This is a genomic window from Desulfovulcanus ferrireducens (genome assembly GCF_018704065.1).
Taxonomy (GTDB): Bacteria; Desulfobacterota; Desulfovibrionia; order Desulfovibrionales; family Desulfonatronovibrionaceae; genus Desulfovulcanus; species Desulfovulcanus ferrireducens.
On the sequence record NZ_JAGUQP010000017.1, the window covers coordinates 1 to 20635 of the forward strand.

At 43.7% G+C, this 20635-nt stretch carries 18 protein-coding genes, 1 tRNA gene and 1 other RNA gene; 11 read left to right on the forward strand and 9 right to left on the reverse strand.

The genetic code is table 11. The features are described from left to right. Nucleotides 1–445: 445 nt before the first annotated feature. Nucleotides 446–1513, reverse strand: coding sequence for a flavodoxin-dependent (E)-4-hydroxy-3-methylbut-2-enyl-diphosphate synthase (gene ispG, locus KFV02_RS07155; protein WP_252380861.1), 1068 nt, complete (start codon nt 1511–1513; stop codon nt 446–448). Nucleotides 1514–1640: 127 nt separating this feature from the next. Here ispG and KFV02_RS07160 point away from each other — a divergent pair, with 127 nt between their 5' ends. Then, nucleotides 1641–2147, forward strand: a complete 507-nt coding sequence (locus KFV02_RS07160; RefSeq protein ID WP_252380862.1) for a 2-thiouracil desulfurase family protein — start codon at nt 1641–1643, stop codon at nt 2145–2147. A gap of 13 nt (nt 2148–2160) precedes the next feature. Here KFV02_RS07160 and KFV02_RS07165 read toward each other — a convergent pair whose 3' ends face one another. Continuing rightward, on the reverse strand, nt 2161–2397 hold the full coding sequence (locus KFV02_RS07165) for a hypothetical protein (RefSeq protein ID WP_252380863.1): 237 nt from the start codon (nt 2395–2397) through the stop codon (nt 2161–2163). A 188-nt stretch (nt 2398–2585) separates the two neighbouring features. Here KFV02_RS07165 and KFV02_RS07170 point away from each other — a divergent pair, with 188 nt between their 5' ends. The 7 genes from KFV02_RS07170 to cysS all read left to right on the forward strand — a co-directional run bounded on the left by KFV02_RS07170 (nt 2586) and on the right by cysS (nt 8851). Continuing rightward, nucleotides 2586–3485 (forward strand): NAD(P)/FAD-dependent oxidoreductase, encoded by a 900-nt coding sequence (locus tag KFV02_RS07170; protein WP_252380864.1) that lies wholly within the window; start codon nt 2586–2588, stop codon nt 3483–3485. A 138-nt stretch (nt 3486–3623) separates the two neighbouring features. Further along, nucleotides 3624–3699, forward strand: a tRNA-Ile gene (locus KFV02_RS07175). Between the two features lie 120 nt (nt 3700–3819). Beyond that, nucleotides 3820–4599, forward strand: coding sequence for a Nif3-like dinuclear metal center hexameric protein (locus KFV02_RS07180; RefSeq protein ID WP_252380865.1), 780 nt, complete (start codon nt 3820–3822; stop codon nt 4597–4599). Between the two features lie 35 nt (nt 4600–4634). Further along, entirely contained in the window at nt 4635–5369 is a 735-nt protein-coding gene (locus KFV02_RS07185) for a zinc ribbon domain-containing protein (RefSeq protein ID WP_289510111.1), read from the forward strand. A gap of 90 nt (nt 5370–5459) precedes the next feature. Then, an RNA gene (rnpB, locus tag KFV02_RS07190) (RNase P RNA component class A) lies at nt 5460–6005 on the forward strand. Between the two features lie 128 nt (nt 6006–6133). Continuing rightward, a complete protein-coding gene (ispD, locus tag KFV02_RS07195) occupies nt 6134–7336 on the forward strand; it encodes a 2-C-methyl-D-erythritol 4-phosphate cytidylyltransferase (RefSeq protein WP_252380866.1) in 1203 nt (400 codons plus the stop codon). Between the two features lie 57 nt (nt 7337–7393). Continuing rightward, nucleotides 7394–8851, forward strand: coding sequence for a cysteine--tRNA ligase (gene cysS / locus KFV02_RS07200; protein ID WP_252380867.1), 1458 nt, complete (start codon nt 7394–7396; stop codon nt 8849–8851). 90 nt (nt 8852–8941) lie between these two features. Here the strand turns inward: cysS and selB are convergent, their stop codons facing one another. From selB to KFV02_RS11450, 3 genes are read right to left on the reverse strand one after another with little or no spacing between them, the layout of a single operon-like run. After that, nucleotides 8942–10852: a selenocysteine-specific translation elongation factor gene (gene selB, locus KFV02_RS07205; RefSeq protein ID WP_252380868.1), complete on the reverse strand. Its 1911-nt coding sequence runs from the start codon at nt 10850–10852 to the stop codon at nt 8942–8944. A gap of 21 nt (nt 10853–10873) precedes the next feature. Next, complete coding sequence (locus KFV02_RS07210; protein ID WP_252380869.1) at nt 10874–11713, reverse strand: M23 family metallopeptidase; 840 nt, start codon at nt 11711–11713, stop codon at nt 10874–10876. A gap of 43 nt (nt 11714–11756) precedes the next feature. After that, nucleotides 11757–11882, reverse strand: a complete 126-nt coding sequence (locus tag KFV02_RS11450; RefSeq protein WP_289510112.1) for a hypothetical protein — start codon at nt 11880–11882, stop codon at nt 11757–11759. A 48-nt stretch (nt 11883–11930) separates the two neighbouring features. Here KFV02_RS11450 and KFV02_RS07215 point away from each other — a divergent pair, with 48 nt between their 5' ends. Then, the gene (locus KFV02_RS07215; RefSeq protein ID WP_252380870.1) at nt 11931–13094 is read left to right on the forward strand and encodes a pyridoxal phosphate-dependent aminotransferase; all 1164 of its coding nucleotides are present in this window, start codon (nt 11931–11933) and stop codon (nt 13092–13094) included. Between the two features lie 6 nt (nt 13095–13100). Continuing rightward, nucleotides 13101–16697 carry an exodeoxyribonuclease V subunit beta gene (gene recB, locus KFV02_RS07220; RefSeq protein WP_252380871.1) on the forward strand — a complete coding sequence of 1199 codons (3597 nt, stop codon included), beginning with the start codon at nt 13101–13103 and terminating at the stop codon, nt 16695–16697. Nucleotides 16698–17374: 677 nt separating this feature from the next. On the opposite strand, the gene KFV02_RS07225 is transcribed toward recB, so the two are convergent. Then, nucleotides 17375–17629 carry a DUF6899 family protein gene (locus KFV02_RS07225; RefSeq protein WP_252380872.1) on the reverse strand — a complete coding sequence of 85 codons (255 nt, stop codon included), beginning with the start codon at nt 17627–17629 and terminating at the stop codon, nt 17375–17377. Between the two features lie 2 nt (nt 17630–17631). Further along, nucleotides 17632–17925 (reverse strand): MoaD/ThiS family protein, encoded by a 294-nt coding sequence (locus KFV02_RS07230; protein ID WP_252380873.1) that lies wholly within the window; start codon nt 17923–17925, stop codon nt 17632–17634. A 195-nt stretch (nt 17926–18120) separates the two neighbouring features. Between KFV02_RS07230 and KFV02_RS07235 the strand changes: the two genes are divergently transcribed. Then, nucleotides 18121–18891: an alpha/beta hydrolase gene (locus tag KFV02_RS07235; RefSeq protein ID WP_252380874.1), complete on the forward strand. Its 771-nt coding sequence runs from the start codon at nt 18121–18123 to the stop codon at nt 18889–18891. A gap of 36 nt (nt 18892–18927) precedes the next feature. Here the strand turns inward: KFV02_RS07235 and lipA are convergent, their stop codons facing one another. Then, nucleotides 18928–19803, reverse strand: coding sequence for a lipoyl synthase (gene lipA, locus KFV02_RS07240; RefSeq protein WP_252380875.1), 876 nt, complete (start codon nt 19801–19803; stop codon nt 18928–18930). After that, nucleotides 19772–20404 (reverse strand): lipoyl(octanoyl) transferase LipB, encoded by a 633-nt coding sequence (gene lipB, locus KFV02_RS07245; protein ID WP_252380876.1) that lies wholly within the window; start codon nt 20402–20404, stop codon nt 19772–19774. The genes lipA and lipB overlap by 32 nt, the downstream gene beginning before the upstream one ends. Between the last annotated feature and the right edge of the window lie 231 nt (nt 20405–20635).

Consider the following 20635-nt stretch of genomic DNA (forward strand, 5'->3'; position numbering starts at 1 on the left):
AAAATTGTTCTTGAAAACAAAATAAACTAACCAATAAATTTTAACCATTAACTATTGACAAAAAACACAGTTGCTGAGTTAATTTGCGTGCGCATTTTCTTCAATGCTAACAAAAACTTGGACACATCTAAGGCTTGCTTGCGGGCTGTGCATAATGGGGTTAGTCAATAGAATGTTACTTTATGCCTTTTCTGTTGTTATGATGGGTTTCGAAAGTTCGATGGAACAACCTCCCTATGCACAGCACCTCCGCAATCTTCGCCAAGATGTGTTACCCAACCCGTTTGTAATGCGTTTCAGAAAATGCACTCTTCATTTGTGTAGTAATTTGAGGATGTTAATCGTGTCAGAAAGTTGAGTTTACCCTTCTGTTCTGAGAGTCCTGGCTCACAACTCCTGGAGTCACGACTCCCAGACTCTAGGTTACTTTTGACATCTTAACCATTCACCTTCTATATAAAAAATTATCCAGTTCCTGCATAAAGGCGGGGATAAGGTTCTCCTGGCCACGTACTTTTTTGACTACTTTGCCTTTCGCAAAAATAATTCCACAGTCGCGACCCCCAGCTATACCAATATCGGCCTCTTTGGCCTCTCCGGGTCCATTGACTACACACCCCATAACCGCAACGGTAAAAACCTGGTCTATATTTTTTAACTTATCTTCCACTGCCTGGGCAAGATCAATGAGATTTATCTCTGTTCGTCCGCAAGTGGGGCACGAGATTATTTCCGGCCCCCTGGCCCTAAGACCTAAGGAACGCAAGATCTCCCAAGCTACCCCAACTTCCTGAACCGGATCAGCAGTTAAAGATACCCTTAAGGTATCTCCAATACCTTTAAAGAGCAAAATACCAAGACCTACTGCAGATTTTACAGTTCCACGCATCAATGTCCCGGCTTCGGTCACGCCAATATGTAAAGGGTAATCGACTTTTTGTGCTAAAAGCTCATATGCCCTGATTGTATTTAAAACAGAGGAAGACTTTAAAGAAATTTTTATTAACTCAAAATGCCTTTTTTCCAGCATCCCAACATGCCTAAGAGCACTTTCAACCATAGCCTCTGGGGTTGGGCCGCTCCATTTCTTTAGAAGATCCTTTTCAATAGACCCGCTATTCACACCAATACGAATAGGAACATTATGCATTTTCGCTGCACTAACCACCAGGTCAACCTTGTCCTCTCCCCCGATATTACCAGGATTAATACGCAACCCATCCATCCCAGCCTCAATTGCCCTAATGGCCAGGCGATGATCAAAATGGATGTCCGCTATCAAAGGGACAGGGGATTTGGCTCTAATTTCAGGCAAAACATTTGCTGCCTGTTCATTTAGTACTGCCAGACGGACTATTTCACATCCGGCACCTGCCAGGGCATTAATTTGACTCAGGGTGGCAGCTACATCTCTCGTATCCGTGTTGGTCATGCTTTGAACCCGAACAGGGTTATCACCGCCAACACCTACAGAGCCGATTTTTACTTCCTTTGTTTTTTTTCGTAAAATCATTTAGTGTTTGATTGCTACTTGATTGTTAGATGATTATCTGCTCAGAAAGGATTCAGACTTCCGTTCGTTCTTAAATCTTGAAACTCTCTAGCTTATTAAATAACAAAAGCCGGGGACAAAAACAACTATGTCAAGTAAGATTAAATTAGCAGTGAGTGCTTGCCTACTGGGGGAAAATGTGCGCTACGACGGCGGGCATAAGCTGGAACCCATCATCCGCGAAAAACTTGGTCCATTTGTAGATTTTATTCCTATTTGTCCGGAAGTGGAATGCGGTTTGCCAATACCTAGAGAACCTATGCGACTAATGGGTAAGCCCAACAATCCACGGCTAATGACTATTACAACCAGAACCGATCATACCCAAAAAATGAACGACTGGGCCAGGAAAAAACTAAAGGTGTTGGCAAAACAAAATGTTTGTGCTTATATCTTTAAAAGCAAATCACCGAGTTGTGGACTAACCAGAATTAAAATCTATGGTGACCACAGTCAGCCTATTGGCCTGGGCGCAGGTCTCTGGGCCAGGATGTTCATGCAGCGCTTTCCTCATGTCCCTGTTGTGGATGAGGCCAGCTTCTATGAACCCGGATTTTGGGAGATGTTCATTGGCCGTATGTTTTCAACCAAGTAGCTCGTAACCTGCCTTACAATTTGTGGTCTTTGGTCCCGGTATAAGTAAAGGCTTTTCTGATCATTTTAAAGTATCTGCCTTTATCAATGCCAATGACCTGTCCGCAGGGACACTTAACTTTCTCCCCATCTAATTTATAAGCATAAATCCTGGTTATCCTGGTCTTATGGCAACGCAAAACTTCTCCAGGCCCTACTTTTTTATACTTCCAAAGTTTTTGTTTACAAGCTGAACATCTAATAGTGAGCATAATCAACTCTTTTTTAAAAAAACACCCGCTCAGCATCACACCACAGTAAGAGTTTAAGCAGGCATTGACTATTGTTCAAGAAACATTATTGTTGTTCTCTCAAATATTGTGTCTTACCTAGTTTCAATGATCAAACATTCAGAAGTCAAGCGTGACTCAAGACTTCTGACGGAACAAAGGAGTCTGGTATGGAAATAGTTGACGTACTCATCGTTGGTAAAGGTCCGGCTGGCCTTTCTGCGGCCATTTACACTTCCAGGGCAGGATTGAATACCTTGATCCTGGGGTGCGCCCCGAAAGTAGCGGGCGATTATGATATAGACAATTATTTTGGTTTTCCGGAAACGATTTCAGGCAAGGAATTAATCGAATTAGGCCAGAAGCAGGCCCAAAAATTTGGAGCCAAAATCCGCTGTGAAAAGGTTCTTAGCATTTATCAGCAAGAGGATGGGCTATTTAAAGTCAAGACTGAAAAAGGAGAAATTCTGGCCAAAGCAATAATCCTGGCAACAGGCGTATCCAGAATCAAACCAGGAATCAAAAACCTTTCTGACTATGAAGGCAAAGGGGTATCTTATTGTGTCAGCTGCGATGGCTTCTTTTACCGGAACAAAAAGGTCATGGTCCTGGGCGAAGGTATTTTTGCGGCCAACCAAGCCATTGAACTCAAAGAATACACACCACATGTAAAAATTTGTACCCAAAATAAAAAAATAACCATGACTGAAGAATTTAAGGAGAGGTTAAAAAAATTAGATATTCCCGTCATTGAGAAAAAAATTGACTATCTCGAAGGAAAGGATTTTTTAGAACGCGTAGTTTATAGCGATGGAGAAAAAGAAGAAGTAGATGGTTTGTTTGTTGCTATGGGAGAAGCTTCCTCTCTGGATTTCGCTTACACCCTGGGTATCACCCGCAGGGGAGTATTTATTGAAGCTGATGCCGAACAAAAAACAAATGTGCCTGGTGTATTTGCTGCTGGAGACTGTGTGGGCCGCTTTTTACAGATTAGTGTAGCTGTCGGGGAAGGAGCTATAGCCGCCCGTTCAGCCATTAATTATGTCAAGGGATTAGATCGTAATTCCTAGTTTGTTATAGGCTATGAAAAAAAGATGGTGTAATCCGCCACTAACTTTTTGCCCAAACACGAATTAAAAAATTCGACTTATAAAAAAAATATTGACAACAAGCACTAAAAAAACTAACAGCCTTCTTTTGCTTATCTTGGGCCTATAGCTCAGTTGGCAGAGCCCCCGGCTCATAACCGGATGGTCCCAGGTTCGAATCCTGGTAGGCCCACCACTAAAGGAGATAATTTGCTGTTCAAATCATTCCAGCAATCAGCACAGCCTATTTTGAGGCGAGTTATACTGAAAGGTGCTTCCTTAAAACCAATGGGAGCACCTTTTTTTATTCTGAACAATGCATTACCAACATCTTATTAATCTGATTGAACAAACAGCTCCTCTTTCCCTGGCCGCGGATTGGGATAATAGCGGTGTGCAAATAGCAGGGAAAAAAAAGAATATAAAAAAACTTGTCCTTGCCCTTGAGCCAAACTTGGAGATTATAAACACAGCTCTGGAACAGGATGCTGATTTTATTCTCTGTCATCATCCTCTGACATTAAAACCGCGGCTTCCCAATCGCTTAGACTCCTTTCACTCCATTTTAAGTAAGCTTTTAAAGGCAGAAAGCTGGCTTTATTCTGCGCATACCTCTCTGGATGCCAACCCGGATGGTCCAGTCAACTGGCTAGGCGCGAAATTGGCGCTCAAAGAAATGACAGTGCTCGCCCCAATGTCAGTGGATACAACGCAAAAACCCGTTGGTTTTGGCTGTATTGGTTCCCTCCCAGAGGCTGTATCAACCCAAACTTTCCTGATCGGCTTACAAACGATACTCCCTGAACAAAAGTGGCGTTTAATCGGAAACAAACCACAACAAGTTGAAAAAATAGCTTATTGTCCTGGTTCAGGAGCTGAATTGGCTAGCAGAGCGTTCTCTCTGGGGGCTGACATTTTTATAACCGGGGATATTAAATATCATCAAGCCCTGGAAATTACCGAACAAGGTTTCGCCATTGATGTAGGACACTTTATTTTGGAAGAAAAAATGATGTACTACTGGTACAAAGAACTAAAAAATAAACTTGACCTGGAAATCTTCTTTATTCCAGGTAAAGATCCTTTTTATAGCTAAAGCAAACTACAAAATTAGTGAGGAGGCATATACGCATGTACATTGAACAAATTAAAAAATTGGTTGAGTTACAGGGACTAGACTCCGAGCTCCTTGTACTCAAAGAGCAACTAGTTGAGGCACCAAAACATCTTGAAGAGTTAAGAGATAAATTCAACACACTCAAAGAACAAAAGAGCCAGATTAAAGAAAAGCTGAGCATTTTAAAAGAACAAAAAGGCAAGCTGGAGCACGATATTGAAGAAGATGCAAATAGGATTCGAAAAAGCAAAAATAAATTAATGATGGTCGAAAACGCTAGAGAATATCATGCCATGATGCGCGAATTGGACAACCTGGAAAAATTAAATCGCCTCAGGGAAGAAGAATTAAGCAATCTTTTGGAAGATCTCCAGGCCCAACAATCTGTGTACGACCATCTTACAGAAGAAATGACCTCTTTGGATGAAGAAATCGTTGAACAACAATCATCTTTGGATAGTGAACTGAAAAAAATTAATGCTCGCATCCAGGAATTGGAAGAAAGCAGAAAAAAGGCCTGCACCAAAGTGCCAGCTCCTATCCTGTCCAGATACAATTTCATTCGCGAACGCCTGAGCAATCCGGTAATAGTCTCTGTAACCAACGGAGTGTGCAACGGTTGTTTTATCAGTATACCTCCTCAAACTTTTATTGAATTACAAAAAGGCGAACAGATCCTAAGCTGCCCAAACTGCCAGCGCCTTATATATTGGGAAGAGCACTTTTCCCCTAAAAAAAATGAAGATTAGTGCCTACTGGCTAAAAAGGTTATCTCGCCTATCATCTAGTTGCCCTTAATATCTTGCCATAAGTAAAAAAATGATTATTATATAATTTCAGGAGTTGGACAGGCTATCGCCCCGCACCCACTTTGTACACGGTAACTTTATGATATGAAAAAAAGTTGATTGGGATTCCTTAAAGCAACTCAATTTACCGCGTACAAAGTGGGTGCGGGGAGGAAAGTCCGGGCTCCACAGGGCAGGACGCTGGGTAACGCCCAGTGGGGGTGACCCCAGGAAAGTGCCACAGAAACAGACCGCCCTGCACCCACTTTGTGAACGGTAAATTGAAGTAAGAACAGTAACGAAGAACTAAAAGTTTTTTAGAGCAATCCAATTTACCGCGTACAAAGTGGGTGCAGGGTAAGGGTGAAAAGGTGGGGTAAGAGCCCACCAGTTACTGCGGTGACGCAGTAAGCTAGGCAAACCCCGTCCGGAGCAAGACCAAATAGGAAGGCGCTTGAGACTGGCCCGGTCGATGCCTTCGGGTAGGTCGCTTGAGGCAGAGAGCAATCTCTGCCCTAGAGGAATGATAGCCATCTGGTTAACCTGAGTTTTCAGGTAAGCCAGAGACAGAACCCGGCTTATCGTCCGACTCCATTATAAAAAATACAAAGTGTAAAGTTATTTCTGACGCAACAGCAAAAAGTAGAACTTTTTGCTGTTGCGTCATTTCTGTCTTGGTTACACAAAAAAATATAGCAATACAGCAAAAAAACACTAAACTCTAAATGAACTCGATCTGGGTTATCCTCCTTGCTGCTGGTCAAAGTTCCCGCCTGCAAAAACAAGGAATTGCACAAAAAAAACAATTTCTCTCCTGGAAAGGGTATCCCCTTTTCTGGCATAGTGCGTTAAAATTTGCTAAGATCCCGGAAATTAAAGGGATAATATGCACTTTTCCCCCTGAAGACGTCAGTTATGCCCAAAATCTCACTAAAGAATTAAAGAAGAAAAAACCTCTGGGCATTCCCTTTTATCCAGTACCAGGTGGGGAACTCAGACAAGATTCTGTTTATAATGGTCTGAAAAATCTACCCCAAGAATGTGACTATGTACTGGTTCATGATGCTGCCCGCCCCTTTTTTTCAGCAAAACTTGTAGTCAATTTGATCGAGGCCTTTACTCAGGACTTAGGCGGAGTAATCCCGGGACTTGCCTGCAAAGATACTATAAAAAAAGTTTCGCAAAACCTGGTCCTGAAAACTTTGGCTCGAAAACAGTTGATGGCAGTGCAGACCCCCCAATTCTTCCCTAAAGATACTCTAATCAAAGCTCATGAAAAGGCCCAGGAAGAAAATTTTACTGCTACTGATGATGCAAGCATGGTCGAAAACCTGGGATTATCCATACGGGTCATCCCGGGGGAAGAAAAAAATATAAAAATTACTACCAAAGAAGATCTGAATATGCTCACGGAAAACACCCCTACTCCTGTTCCTTGTGTTGGATTTGGTTATGATGTGCATCGCTATGGCGGCCCCAGGCCAATGATTCTGGCCGGAGTTCCCATCCCTGGCGGACCAACTGTTTTTGCCCACTCTGACGGTGATGTCCTCTACCATGCCTTAACAGACGCCATCCTGGGCTGTTTAGGTGCAGGCGATATTGGCGAACATTTTCCTGACTCTGATCCACAGCATGAAGGGCAAAGCAGTTCTGTTTTCCTGACTGAAGCCCTGCACATGGCCCAGAAACAAAATCTTAGGCTTATGCATATTGACTTGACCATAGTTGCTCAGGTACCCAAACTTGCTCCTTACAAAAAACAGATTAAAAAAAATATTGCCGGTCTAACAGGGCTTAGGTCTGATCAAATCAATGTCAAAGCCACTACCGAAGAAGGACTTGGTTTTACCGGCTCTAAAAAAGGCATAAAAGCCATTGCTGTGGTTACAGCAATTAAAGAGGAAGTTGGAGAGACAGAAAGTTAGGAAACCATAGGAAAAGATCCTTATAACCATCACCAACACTAACACCAACACTTAAAAATGTATCTATACAATACAATCGCTAGAAAAAAACAAGAGTTTGTGCCTCTGAACAACAACACCGTGCACATGTATGTCTGCGGGATTACAGCCTATGATTATTGTCATATTGGCCATGCTCGCTCCGCAGTAGTCTTCGATGTTCTGGTTCGCTATTTAAGATCTCTAGGATATAAAGTTAAATTTGTACGCAACTTTACAGACATAGACGATAAAATAATTAAAAGGGCCCAAAAAGAAGGACTGACAACGGAGCAAGTTGCCGAGAAATATATCCAGGCCTTTTATGAGGACATGGATAAATTAAATATCTTGAGACCGGATATTGAACCCAGGGCCACAGAGCATATTCAGGAAATGATAGACTTGATTCAGGTGCTGGAGGAAAAAGGTTACGCCTATAGAACAAAATCCGGAGATGTCTATTTTCGAGTGCGCAAGTTTAAAGACTATGGTCGCCTATCCGGTCGCAACATAGAAGAGCTACAGGCTGGAGCACGCATAAATCCCGGCGAAGAAAAGGAAGATCCTCTGGACTTCGCCCTGTGGAAAGCAGCCAAACCAGGCGAGCCTAAATGGAATAGTCCTTGGGGAGAAGGACGTCCAGGCTGGCACCTGGAATGTTCTGCCATGAGCGCAAAATATCTAAGCCAACCCTTTGATATCCATGGCGGCGGTCAGGATCTCGCCTTTCCGCATCACGAAAATGAACGGGCCCAGAGTGAAGCTGCCTATGAACAAGAATTTGTTCGCTATTGGGTACACAACGGCTTCGTTCAAATAAGCGCTCAGAAGATGTCTAAATCCCTGGGCAATTTTGTGACAATCCGCGATATACTGAACAATTACCTGCCTGAAGTGCTCAGATTCTTTCTTTTAACCAAACACTATCGCAGTCCACTGGACTACTCTGCAGACGCCCTGGATGAAGCAGAAAAGGCGTTGAAGAGGATTTATGTTGCCAAAGAATTGCTAGAAAACAAGCTCGAAAGTTCCAAGTGGAGTAAAACCAAACTTCCGGAAGAAATCTTTGCCGAGCTAAAAAGTCTGGAACAAAAATGGCAAGAGGCCATGGATGATGATTTAAACACGGCCAAGGCTTTGGGATATATCTTTAATACCATCCGCCTGGCAGGCAGAGTTTTGGAAAACAAATCCTGGCGCAAAAGCGAGCAAACCAAAGAACTTTGCCAGCAAATTTTAAATATCCTGGACAAATGGGGCAATATCCTAGGCCTGTTCACTCAGGAGAGCGCAACGTTCCTAAAGGATTTAAGGGACATCAAGTTAAGACGCAAAAACATTGATCCGGACCAGGTCAACGAACTGGTTCAGAAAAGACAAGAAGCCAGAAAAGCCAAAGATTTCGCCCTGGCGGATAAGGTCAGAGAAGAACTTACTAACATGGGCATAGAGGTTAAAGACACCCCTGCCGGGCCGGTTTGGGATATTGTTTAGTGAGTGGTGAGTAGTAGAGGCAGGTGGGAGGCCTGCCCCTACCACCCCCCCCAATCTCCTAACTTCCCATCTTCTTATCTTCTCAACTTCTTATTTTCCTGCCTTTCTGAGCCTTCTCTTGTCCCCAACGCGAATGGTCAGCTTTTCTTTGTCCATAAATTCAAGAAGCGGAATGGCGAATTTTCTGGACAATCCGGTTAAATTTTTAAAGTCCACCGGCCCCATCTCTTCATTTTTCTCAAAATAAGCAATGATTTTACTCTTCAAATCGTCAACAGCAGACTTGGCAAAATAAAAGTCTTCGTTGACTTTGACCAGAATATTCTCTTTTTGCAGAAGGTTAAGAACAGACCCGGCCTCTTTAAAAGTAAGCTTGAGCTCTTCCAGGAGTTTTTTTACTGTTGGAGGCTTGAGACCTGCCTTTTTATAAATATCTACAATCTTTTGTTTTAGTTTTTCCTGATCCTTGGCCAGAGAAACCTTGTGCCCTGGCAGTCTTAGAGTCTCCTGTTCACTGACAATTTTTTTCTGTCTGATCAAGCGCTCCACGAGGAAATGGAACAGCCTGTCGGATAAATTTTTTCCCCACTGGGAGGCCAGTTCGCCCCGGGATATACCCTGACGCAGAGGATTTGCACGATGAAACTCCTGTACAAAATTTAATAAATCCTCCTCCAGGCCCTTGACTATTCTTCCCCCCACATAAATGCGCTTTTCTTTATCCACTAAAAACACTTCCTGGCGCCCGCCCATGACTTGCAGGGCCTTTTCCAAATCCTTGCTTTCCATATCAGTCAGAATGCGCAAACAGGCAAAACTCAAGCCCTCTATTCCAGCCCGATCAAGTTGAACAGCCAAAAGCTCCTGCCCCTCACTTGCAGCCAATTTTTCCAGGACCCTTATTTCTTCTGAACGGCGCTTAACCTTCCCAGCCAAAGGATTGATAATCCTGGCCCCTGCAATTGTCCTTAGGGGAGAAAACGAGCGCAGCACACACCTATCCCCGTAAACTCCGCACATGGGGCGCTCAAAGCGCACCTGGCAAATACACTTTTCCCCCGGCTCCACCTTATCCCTATCCAACAGATAGATCCTGGCCATGACTTCCTTGGCCCCATGATGAAAATGTACTTCTGTCCTGTGCTTCAAAGGTCTGGTTGCGGAAGGGAGATAAATTAACTCCAGGTCCCAAACTTTGCTTGGAAATAAGGTATGAGCATGGGCCAGAACAAAACCCCTCTCCAACTCATCAACTTCCAGGCTGTGCAAGTTGACTGCCGTTCGCATCCCGGCCAGACTCTCCTGCCTCTGCTCTCCATGCACCTGGATGGATTTTACACGGGACTGCAACATTTCAGGATAGACCATGATCTCATCGCCCACTTTGAGCTTGCCCGAAATAGTAGTCCCGGTAATAACCGTACCATGGCCGCGCATGGTAAATACCCGGTCAATGGGCAGGCGAAAAAGATCTGATCTCCTCTTTGGCTTAAAGGAATTGGCCAGGTCTTTTATAGCTGCGGTAAGTTGTTCAAGCCCTGCGCCTGTATGGGCAGAGACAGGAATCACCTTTGCGTCCTTTAAAAAAGTATTCTTTAAAAACTCGGAAACATCTTCTTTGACCAGCTCCAGCCACTCTTCATCGACCATGTCCACTTTGGTCAAAGCCACTATTCCTGTTTCAATGCCGAGTAATGTACATATCTCTAAATGCTCTCTTGTCTGGGGCATCATCCCTTCATCAGCAGCGATAACCAGAAGAACAAAATCAATACCAGCCGCACCAGAAACCATATTCTTCACAAAGCGCTCATGACCGGGCACATCAATAATCCCTAAACGCAGGTCTTTATCCAGATCCATAAAGGCAAAACCAAGCTCAATGGTAATCCCTCGCTTTTTCTCTTCAGATAACCGGTCACAATCAATACCAGTCAAGGCCTTGATCAAGGTTGTTTTGCCATGATCAATATGGCCAGCAGTGCCCATGATAACTGGCATATTTTCTCCTCTATTTTTTAATTATGATTTTTTGAAACTTAAAAGAGGTTTAGGATCAACCAACTCGCCCAGAACGGATAAACCAAAATGGAGGTGAGGTCCAGTTGCCCGGCCGGTTTTCCCGGCCAAACCAATTACCTGTGCCCTGGCCACCACCTGACCTTTTTTTACCTTGATTTTATTTAGATGCATATAAATGGAATAGACTCCCAGGCCATGATCAATAATTACAGTCTTACCGCCAAAGTAAAAATCACCGGTCAGGGCCACATGCCCGGAATTAAATGCCCTGACAGGAGAATTTAGTCCGGCACGTAGATCTATGCCCCGATGGGAGGAACGAGGTTGATTGTTCAGGAATCTGCGCAAACCAAATGTTGATAAAATGCGGCTCCTGACAGGCCAAACAAAAGGAAGTTTTAAATACTTGGTTGGCGTAATTTTTTGTAACGTACCGTTTATTAATTCCTTTTCGGCAAATATGCGGCTCAAGGCCTTTTTATCAGGAGTAACCATCTTTTTGGGCAGACGTAGATGCTGGACGGGGAAATCCTTTCTACGCACAAAAATCCACTTTTCCAGTTTACCGCCATTGCCAGTATCCACCAAAAGTAAATTTTTGCCGCTACACTTTAAGCCAGCTCCCAAAAGAACCTGCTGTTTTTTATATCTCGTAGGCAAAAAAAAGCTCTTTTTAAGCCAGGTTATTTTTATACTCTGAACGTCTTTATTGACTCTGATCTCGGCCCAAAAAGGGCTGCCCTGATCCACTACACCCGGGACCTTAACCTCTAAGGCATGAGCGTAAGACAAATAAAGTGAGCCGTAAATAATAAGCAGCAAATAAACCAAAGCTTTCATCCTGTATCTCCACCCATTGCGTTCATTGTTTTTCTACGGTAATTTAAATAAATAATATGTATTCAGCAATAACAAAAACTTCAAACAACTCAGGCAAGATATATTCTTCAAGATTCAATGACCAGGCGTACTGGACATAGTCATTGATCTGAACAAAATTATACAACATAACCATCTAAAATAATTAAACATTTAACATTAAAAATTCAACATTATTATGAACCCGACGAATTTAAACAAAATCACCTCTTTCCTGGTTATGGACATTCTGGAAAAGGCTCATGCTCTGGAAAAGGAAGGTAAAGAAATTATCCATCTGGAGGTGGGCGAGCCTGATTTTGCCACTCCTGCGTGCATAAAAGAGGCAGCCAACCTGGCCTTAAAAAACGACCAGACTCATTACACGCACAGCCAGGGGATCATTGAGCTGCGCGAGGCCATATGCAGGTCCTACCAGGAAAAATATCAGGTTTCTTTAGACCCGGAGCAGATTTTTGTTACCCAGGGGACCTCGCCAGGCATGCTGCTGGTCTTTTCTCTGCTCCTAAATGAAGGCGATAAGGTAATCATTTCTGATCCTGCTTATGCCTGCTATCCCAACTTTATTCATTTTTCAGGCGCAAGCACAGTGCGCGTGCCCATCAGAGAAGAAGATGGTTTTCAATTAAAAGCCGAAATCCTGGCAGATTATGTGGACAGCCAGGTCAAAGCCATAGTTATTAATTCCCCATCTAACCCTACGGGCACTCTGCTTTCCGCGCAAAATTTGCAGGACATAGCAGCCTTTTGCCGGGAAAAGGGGCTCTGGATTATCTCTGATGAAATCTACCACGGCCTGGTCTATGCCGGCCAGGAGCACTCTGCCCTGGAATATACAGACCAGTGTTTCGTGCTCAATGGCTTTTCAAAACTATACGCCATGACCGGTTGGAGGCTGGGTTATATAATTGCCCCACATGAATACATTGTGCCGCTGCGCAAGCTGTGTCAGAACTTCTTTATTTCCGCCAATTCCATGGCCCAATGGGCAGGGATTGCGGCCTTGAACAAGGCAGGTGAAGATGTGGAAAAGATGCGCCAGACATTTGATAAACGGAGAAAGTTTATGCTCGGTGCCTTGCGAAGCTTAGGCTTTAAAATAATTTGCGAACCGTCTGGTGCTTTTTATATCCTGGTTAATGCCCGGCACCTAGCCCAAAAATTCGGCGGAAGTTCATTAAAACTGGCCCTGGATATCCTGTATAAAGCCGGAGTGGGAGTCACCCCCGGCATTGATTTTGGCCCCGGAGCTGAAGGCTACTTGCGCTTTTCCTATGCCAATTCCATGGAAAACATAGCCAAAGCCATGGACAAATTAGGTGAATATCTACGCAGGTTTTAACGAACCATGTCAGAACCTATCCTCTGGCCTGAACTTTCAGGCATAAATCTCATTGAAGCTGCTGCCGGCACAGGCAAAACCTACACCATTGAAAGTCTTTTTTTGCGCCTCATCCTGGAAAAGGACCTGCGTGTAGATCAGATTCTGGTCATCACCTATACAGTAGCTGCTACCGAAGAGCTAAGAGACCGAGTGCGCTCCCGCTTAAGCCAGGCCTTGCACATGTTCATCCAAAACAGCCCCCCGGAAGACACTCTCCTCAAAAAACTATTCGCGGAACACCAGGGAAACAGAGAAAAGACCATTCAAAAACTCACCAGTGCCGTGCATGATTTTGACCTGGCTGCTATTTATACTATCCACGGCTTTTGTCAGCGGGTGCTAACAGACTTTTCCTTTGTAAGTAATGCCTTGTTCCAGGCCAAAATCATTACTGATGAAGATCCCTTAATCCAGGAAATAGTCTATGATTTCTGGCGGCAAAATATTCTGGGGCTTTCCCCCGTCTATCTTCATTTTTTACAAAATCCGGGCAAGGGATTAAAACCCATTACCCCGCACAGTTTATGTGCCCTGGCAAAGCAGTCCCTAAATCACCCAAACCTGAAAATTGTTCCTGATGAACCTGCTCCTGATCTTGAGTCCATTGAACAGGAATATGTGCAGGTCTTCAGTGAACTAAAGAGGCTCTGGGATGAAAGAGAAGAGAACATCAGAGACCTTTTTCTAAACACCAAAGCCCTGCCCAAAAATATCTATCGCCCTGACAAATTGACAGATTACCTGGACAAATTGAGTGCTTTCCTGCACAAAAAGTGGCCGGACGCTCAGCTCCCGGATAAATTTCACCTCTTTACCACCTCGCATATCACTGCCAAGACCAAAAAAAAACATGAGCCTCCACAAGACATTTTTTTTGATTCTTGTGACCGCCTAAAAGATATAAATGAAAAGCTTATAAAAAATTATACCCTGGCCAGGCGCAGCCTGAAACAAAAATTTCTGCGCTTTGTCTTTCAAGAACTTGAAAGCAGAAAAGCCAAAAAAAATGTCCTGGGTTTTGGAGATCTTCTAACACATGTGCACGCGGCTTTGAGCGGACCGGCAGGCCTCAGGCTAACTTCCTGTCTGCGCCAAAAATACCGGGCCGTGCTTATTGATGAATTCCAGGATACTGACCCCCTGCAATACGCTATCTTTTCCACGCTTTTTAACTGCCCGGGACATATCCTGTTTCTCATTGGCGACCCTAAACAGGCCATTTACAGTTTTCGCGGAGCCGATGTCTTTGCCTATCTCAAGGCACGAGAGAAGTGTACGCATACCTACACCTTGGATACCAACTGGCGCTCAGAGCCCGGCCTTGTTCAGGCCATAAACACTGTTTTTAAAAGACACAAAAACCCTTTTGCTGATGCGCGAATCAAATACACGGAAGTAAAACCTGCTCCCAAAAAACATGAAAAATTCACCGAAGAAAAATACAACGCCAATCTAGTTGTTTATCTCGCCTCCCCCAAAGACCTGGACCAGACAAAAGAAGAGTTGGCAGCGAGCAACCTTGAGCCGGTTCTGGCCCGGCACACAGCTTGTGAAATACTGCGGCTTCTTTTGGCCGGCCAAAAAAATAAAGCCCTTATCGGGCAAAAACCGATCCAGCCCGAAGATATTGCGATTCTTGTTCGTACCCACCACCAGGCCCAGACTGTTTTAGAAGAACTTAAAAGACTGCACATCCCCTGTGTTATCTACAATACTGGCAATATCTTTACCACAGATGAGGCCAGAGAAATCTATCTCCTGCTAAGAGCCATCTCCAATTGGACCAATGACAACTATATCCTCACTGCTTTGGCCACGCCTTTTTTGGGCCTGACAAGTGCGGACCTAAAAAAACTCGAACAAGATAGCGAACAGTGGGAAGCATGGGTGCAAAAATTTTATACACTGCATCAAAAATGGCAAAACAAAGGAATAATTGCCGCCTTGAATCACCTTATGTTGAGCGAAAACACCAGGCAGAGAGTTCTGAGCCTGTCACTGGGGGAAAGGAAGCTGACCAACTATATGCAGCTTATAGAACTTTTGCACCAGTACGAGCGCGAGAATTCTGTCAGAATGGCTGGCCTTCTGATGTGGCTTAGGAATATGATGCAGAATAATAGCGGTAGCGACAGGGAGGAGCACCCTTTAAGACTGGAAAGCGACAGGCAGGCCATTAAAATTATTACTATTCACAAAAGCAAGGGGCTGGAATTTCCCATTGTTTTCTGCCCCTTTTTACATGCCGGTTCCAGAATAAAAGACGAACAGATATTTTATCATGGTGATGATGCTCACCTCGTCCTGGACCTGGGCTCAAAAGAATTAAAAACCAAAAAGCCTGTAGCGGAAAAAGAAATTTTAGGAGAAAATTTGCGCCTCATGTATGTTGCCCTGACCCGGGCCAGGCACAGATGTTATCTTGCCTGGGGTAAAGTTAAGGGTGCAGACACCTCTGCCCCGGCCTATATTTTCCATCTACCTCAAGCTGACGACAGCCATTCTGTCCTGAGCCAGGCAGAAGAGCGTTTTAAAAAATTAAATTTCGAGGACATAAAAAAAGACTTGGAAGAATTAGCCCATGCAAGCCAGGGCTGTATAGAGATTGCATCCCTGGGCGAGCATGAACTTGCCCCCCGCTGCCGCTATTCCGGATTTGAGGATGAAGCTGAAGAATTGTCCGCCCTTGATTTCACCCGCCACCTGGATAAAACCTGGTCCATCACCAGCTTTACCTCTCTGACCAAATCCATTTATGTCCAAAAAACAGAGTTTGATGAACCCTTTTCCCCTGGCTTTTTGCCCCAAGTAGTCACACCAGACGAAAAAAATATCTTTACCCTGGAACCCGGCCCAAAAACAGGCAACCTGCTTCATGAACTCCTTGAGCAACTGGATTTTAAACACCCGAAAGACATCAAAGATGTAATCCCTGGGCAACTTGATAAATTTGGTTTTGCCAGAGAATGGGAAAAGGTCATACTGGATTTAATGCAGCGGGTGGCCACACTGCAGCTAAAGCCTGACCTGAATTTAAAAGATGTTGGCTTAAATGAACGGATAACGGAGATGGAATTTTATCTCCCATTAAAGGGACTTGAGGCCGAAACCTTGCAGCAGCTCTATAAGCAATGGGCATTCAGTTTTCCCCATGACTTTTTTCAGTCTGTTAAAGACCTTGATTTTCAGGCCACGCATGGATTTCTAAAAGGTTATATCGACCTGGTCTTTACCCATGAGAATAAGTTTTATCTTTTAGACTGGAAATCAAATTTCCTGGGCGCTGAATTAGAAGACTATGCCCCAAAAAACCTGGCCCGAGTGATAAAAAAGCACTATTATTTTCTCCAGTATCATCTGTACACTGTAGCCCTAATTAAACATCTTAAATTCCGCATGCCAGGCTTTACTTATGACCAATTTGGCGGAATATTTTATGTATTCTTACGCGGAATAGCGGAAGCGAATGAAAATTCTCCCGGATACGGGGTGTTTTTTGATAGACCGGAAGAACAATTTATTGCCGTGTTAAGTGAATTTTTCCAGGTATCACGAAGTTAATCCTATCCCATTCGAACTTTATCCAATAACTTACAAACTCAACTTTTGGGGCCAGCTAACATGTGGTTTTCAGGATTGTTTTCTGAAATACACTAGATGTATTCAACTCTTTGTTAGCATTGAAGAAATCAAGCCTAAAAACCTGAAAAGAAACCACAACAGTTGAATCTCTACCTATGGCCAGGATACAATCTGACCTCCTGTCATGTTGAGCGCAGCGATGCATCTCAACCCAATGAGATTCTTCGGGCGTCGCCCTCAGAATGACGTATGATTAAGTGGCTGAAGGTCAACCAGAGTTAATGTCTTTGTCATTCGGTAATTAGACAATTTGGATTTGTTTCGAACTTTTTAAAGCCCTGCGAGGGCTTCAAATTAAATATCTCAACTTTCTGACACGATTAACATCCTCAAATTACTACACAATTGAAGAGTGCATTTTCTGAAATGCATTACAAACGGGTTGGGTAACACATCTTGGCGAAGATTGCGGAAGTGCTGTGCATAGGGAGGTTATTCCATCGAACTTTCGACACCCATCAAAATAACAGAAAAGGCATTAAATAATATTCTATTGACTAACCCCATTATGCACAGCCCGCAAGCAAGCCTTAGATGTGTCCAAGTCTTTGTTAGCATTGAAGAAAATGCGCTCGCAAATTAACTCAGAAGTTGAGTTAAATATCCCCATTTTCCTCTATTTTTTTATCCTCATAGGGAGCAAGTTTTCGCCTATACCATTCCAGCTTGGCGTGTTCCATGGCAGAGGAACACATGCTTAGATTGCTGTAGCTTTGTCCTATACGGTCAATGACCAAACTGGCCAATTTGTAGATACAATAGTTTAACTCTCCTTCATTTTGCACCTCTAAAGCCAATTTTTCTAATAAATCATCAAAAACCTTTCGCCGTTCTTTTTTAATGTATGGCAAGTCTAATTCCTCCTTTTTTTAGAATCCCTTATACCCAGCAACACCCTATACGGACCCGGTGTTCCCGGAGGAACAAAGGCAACCCTGTCACCATCTTTCAGCGTAGTCTGAAAAGAACTTACCCCTCCGTTGATAAACACCGCCTCCACATCATTATCACTCAGACCTAGCCTGGTCATTAAATCACCTGCTGTTTCCTGCTCCTTTATCTCTAGGCTCACATTGCAGCAGTCCAGGTTTCTTTCCCTTAATTTCTTTTGCAAAAAACCAAAAGCATTAAAGGTTATACAAGGCACGCTCTTCTCCTTCTTCCCTGAATTCTGACCGACGGGTAAGGTCATTCCAGGTAATGTAGTAAACCTACCTAGCCAGTTTACCCGTATCCAAACACATGGTATCGTAACCCATCATAACCAAAGTCCCAAACCCCATGACTAGTTACGTTTACCTTTCTGGACAGACTCAAGGATTTCTAATATTTTTTACAAATTATGACTAAGAAAAACATTGCTTGTCTGTTGATTCACGGGTTTGGAGGTTCACCTTTTGAGCTACAAGACTTAGCCAGCACCTTGTCTCAAGCCGGCTATTTTACCAGGCTTCCCCTCCTTCCCGGGCATGGCCAAGACTTGAATGCTTTTCATCAAACGGGCTTTAATGACTGGGTTATTTTCGTAGAACAGGAATATTTAAGATTAAAAAAGGAGTTCTCCCAGGTCTTTGTAATTGGCTTTTCCATGGGAGGAAGTCTTGGGCTCTATCTGGCCCAAAAATATGAGTTGCCAGGCCTGGTCAGCATTGCAGCTCCAGTATTTTTATATCGCATTTTCCCCTTTAAGGCTCCGGACTGGAAACTCCCACTGGTTCCTATCTTGCGTTATTTTCGCAAATATTGGCCCATTGACCCGGCCAGCCCGCAGTCCCGTCAAATCGCACCCTGGCAAGGATACGAAGGGGCTATGGCCCTCCATCCTTTGACCAGCTTAGTCAAAGGAATAAAAAAAGTCCGCCAGGGACTACCCAAAATTAAATGCCCTCTTCTGGTTTTGCACTCGCCCCAGGATAAAACATGCATAGTCGATAATGCTTGGGAAATCATCACAAAAGTCAATTCGCCAATCCGCAGGCTTGAACTATTGCCTATTGAAGAAAGAATTACCAGCGGCCATCTCTTGCCCACGCACCAGGAAACTAAAGAAAGGGTAAAAGAGATTGTTTTAAATTTCGTTAACTATATCATCCAAGTAAAATCTGAAGCTTAGAGATATAGAAAACTAACATCTCACCGGGTCCAAGACTCATACTTCCACTTCTTTCCCCACAAACAACCTGGCATTGTAGCTGCTGCGAACCAGGGGGCTGCAATACATATATTTAATTCCTATCTCTTCTCCAAAACGGGTAAAAGCGGCAAACCTGTCCGGATGGACATAGCGCTTGACCCGGGGATGGTTGCGGGATGGCTGCATATACTGACCAATGGTCACAATATCACATTTTACGCGGGAAAGATCTGTAATAACGTCCAAAACCTCATCATCCTGCTCGCCAAGCCCAACCATAAGGCCGCTTTTGGTCATTATATCCGGGGCCATTTCCTTACTGCAGGCAAGTATGTTCAGGCTCTGATTATAGTTGGCCTCAGGCCTTATCTCACCATAGAGACGGGGAACAGTCTCTACATTATGATTTAAAATATGCGGACCAGCTTCCAGGACAACCTCCAGGGCCCTTTTTTGACCCTGAAAATCAGGGATCAAGACCTCGATAGTTACAGCCGAGAAATCTTCTTTAAGCCTTCTGATTACCGCTGCAAAATGTGAGGCTCCGCCATCAGCCAGGTCATCCCTGGTCACTGAAGTAATGACCACATGCTTCAACTTGAGTTTGCGAACAGCCTGGGAAATTCTTTGTGGCTCGTCTTTATCCACCGGCAAGGGGCTCCCTTTGTAAATATTGCAAAAACGACAATTACGCGTGCAATTTGGCCCCAAAATCAGGAAAGTAGCCACTTTTTTGGAAAAGCATTCAAAGATATTTGGACACCGTGCTTCCTGGCACACAGTGTTTAGGTGTAAATCACGAACCAGTTTTCTGGTCTGAACAAAATGTTCATCCTGGGGCAGACGAACCTTGAGCCAATCAGGCAGACGCAATGGTTTTTCTGAACTCATGAACAATATCTTCCTTTAGTTTAGACATATCAGGATAAAAATCCCCCCGTTCCCTGTGTATGGAGGTCATTTCGATGCCATTAAGCCCACAGGGGTTGATAAATTCAAATAAACTCAAGTCATTAACGAGATTTAAGGCCACTCCATGGTAACTGACCCATTTACGCACTGCAATGCCCATGGAAGCAATTTTTTTCCCTGCGACAAAAACACCGGCCTTGTTCTCTATCCGCTCTGCTGAAATCTCATACTTCTTTAATACCTGAATAACAACTTCTTCCAACTCGTAAAAAAACCTTTTGATTCCCCCTTTTTTGCGCTCCAGTTTAAAAATGGGGTAAAAAACCAGCTGTCCCGGAAAATGACAGGTAATATTTCCTCCACGAGATGCCTTAACAACCCGGACACCTTTCTGGGCAAGCATGGCCCTGTCAACCAAAAGATTTTCCAGGCCACCGTTACGGCCCAGGGTAATCACCGGATAGTGTTCAAGCAAAAAAAGGGTATTGTTTTCTTCCTTTGCTATAACACGCTCCAGGGTTTCAAGCTGTACCTGCAAGGCCCTGTCATACTCAATCAGGCCAAGATCTATGATGTTCATGGATTAGTTAATAAAATTGATAAGTTAGTAAGTTAGTTGTCAACCTGCGTGAAACTAAGTTGTAAATAGTTTATGGCTAACGCCACTGTCAAATGAATGCCAATAAATAACTAATCCAGAGAGCACATTCTCGAAACATTATGGTTCAAATCTCTCATAATATCACAAGCACAGACCTAAAGAATCACCAGACCAGATTAATCCCGTAAAATTCTATTAAGAGCCTGTGGC